This is a genomic window from Streptomyces coryli, from assembly GCF_011044975.1.
GTDB classification, from domain to species: Bacteria; Actinomycetota; Actinomycetes; order Streptomycetales; family Streptomycetaceae; genus Streptomyces; species Streptomyces coryli.
Genome location: NZ_JAAKZV010000494.1, coordinates 1 through 2,064 on the forward strand (window position 1 = coordinate 1; position 2,064 = coordinate 2,064).

General features: G+C 70.6%; 2 protein-coding genes. Both read left to right on the forward strand.

Annotated elements, in window-relative coordinates; all coding sequences use genetic code 11:
* Positions 1 to 274: 274 nt before the first annotated feature.
* Positions 275 to 1,303, forward strand: a complete 1,029-nt coding sequence (locus G5C51_RS41655) for an aspartate-semialdehyde dehydrogenase (RefSeq protein ID WP_165246091.1) — start codon at positions 275 to 277, stop codon at positions 1,301 to 1,303.
* A gap of 161 nt (positions 1,304 to 1,464) precedes the next feature.
* Positions 1,465 to 2,064, forward strand: a 600-nt coding sequence (locus G5C51_RS41660; RefSeq protein WP_165246093.1) for a TerD family protein, incomplete at its 3' end; no start/stop codon positions are given.

The window sequence follows — 2,064 nt, forward strand, 5'->3', positions numbered from 1 at the left end:
CACAGCGGGTGATCGGTGTCTTGATACGGGGGCGGGGCGGGCCCCGCCCCCGTATCAAGACACCGATCACCCGCTGTGCGCGGCATCTCGGCCCCGCAGTCACCCGTGCGCGCCGGACCCGGCCCCGTAAGCGCGATCAGTGCGATCACCGGCCCGGTCGTGTGGCACGTGTCTCAGTTCGCGGCCGCCGGGCTCCGGGCAGGCGAAACGATTGGAAGCCGCTGCGGGCCACCCGGCATCATGGAGACGGACCCGCATCCAGCAAGGGAGACCCATGAAGATCGGAATCGTCGGAGCGACCGGACAGGTCGGCGGCGTGATGCGCGACATCCTCGCCGAGCGTGACTTCCCCGTCAGCGAGCTGCGGCTCTTCGCCTCCGCGCGGTCCGCCGGGAAAACGATCCCCTTCAAGGGTCAGGACATCACCGTCGAGGACGCCTCCACGGCCGACTACTCCGGCCTGGACATCGTGCTCTTCTCCGCCGGTGGCGCCACCTCCAAGGCCATCGCCGAGAAGGTCGCCGCCCAGGGCCCCGTCGTGATCGACAACTCCTCCGCCTGGCGCCGGCACCCCGAGGTCCCCCTCGTCGTGTCCGAGGTGAACCCGCACGCCATCGCGGACCGCCCCAAGGGCATCATCGCGAACCCGAACTGCACCACCATGGCCGCGATGCCGGTGCTCAAGCCGCTGCACGTCGAGGCGGGCCTCACCGCCCTCGTCGTCGCCACCTACCAGGCCGTCTCCGGCTCCGGACTGGCCGGCGTCGAGGAGCTGTACAGCCAGGTCGAGAAGGTCGGCGCCGACGCCCCGAAGCTGACCCGCGACGGCCGCGCCGCCGACTTCCCGGAGCCGGACAAGTACGTCGCGCCCATCGCGTACAACGTCCTGCCGATGGCCGGCTCGATCGTCGACGACGGCCTCAACGAGACCGACGAGGAGCAGAAGCTCCGCCACGAGTCCCGGAAGATCCTCGAGATCCCGGAGCTCAAGGTCTCCGGCACCTGCGTCCGCGTCCCGGTCTTCACCGGCCACTCCCTCCAGGTCAACGCCCGCTTCGAGCGGCCGCTGTCCCCGGAGCGGGCGACGGAGATCCTCGGGAAGGCCGAGGGCGTCGTCGTCACCGACGTGCCGACCCCCCTCACCGCCGCCGGCCGCGACGAGGCCTTCGTCGGCCGCATCCGCAATGACGAGACCGTCGAGAACGGCCTCGCCCTCTTCATCTCCGACGACAACCTCCGCAAGGGCGCCGCCCTGAACGCGGTCCAGATCGCGGAGCTGGTGGCCCAGGAGCTCAAGGGCTGACCCGCACGACCCGCACGACCCGCACGACCCGCACGACCCCGGGACGGGGTGGACACCTGGCTCTCAGGTGTCCACCCCGTCTCTTTTGTTACGTCCGTTCACGTCGAGAGGAATTTCCGGAATCGAACATTCCCTCGCATTCAACGTGTAAAAATCCCGCCATGACCCAGATGACCAAGGGAGCGAACCTCCCTGTCCCGGCCGACCGGCTCCAGGTCGCGGTGACCTGGCAGCACGGCCCGGGTGTGCCCGGCGTGGACGTGTCCGCCCTCCTCCTCGACCCGTCGGGCCGGGTCCGTACCGACGCGGATCTCGTCTTCTACAACCACCGCGAGCACCCTTCGGGCACCGTCCGGCATCTGGGCAAATCCGGCGGACCGCAGGACCCGACCGCCGCCGACTGGCTCCAGCTGGACCTGCACGCGGTCGAGCCCGGGATCGAGCGGATCGTGGTGGCCGCGTCGGCCGACGGCGGTGCTTTCGGGCAGATACCGCGGCTCGACATCTGGGTCTCGCTGCCGGACGGGCGGCCGGTCGCCGCCTTCGCCATCGGGGACGCGACGGCGGAGACGGCGTTCGTCTTCGGCGAGTTCTACCGCCGTGCGGGCGGCTGGAAGTTCCGCGCGGTGGGCCAGGGTTACGCCACGGGGCTGGCCGGCCTGGCGACGGACTTCGGCATCGCCGTCGAGCAAGCCCCGGCGCCGGTGCCCCTGCCCGTACCGCCGGCTCCCTTCGACTCCCCCGTAGCCCCCTTCCACTCC

Coding starts and splice junctions, on each gene's coding strand:
- G5C51_RS41655 (WP_165246091.1), top strand. CDS start 275: ATGAAGATCGGAATCGTCGGAGCGACCGGACAGGTCGGCGGCGTGATG.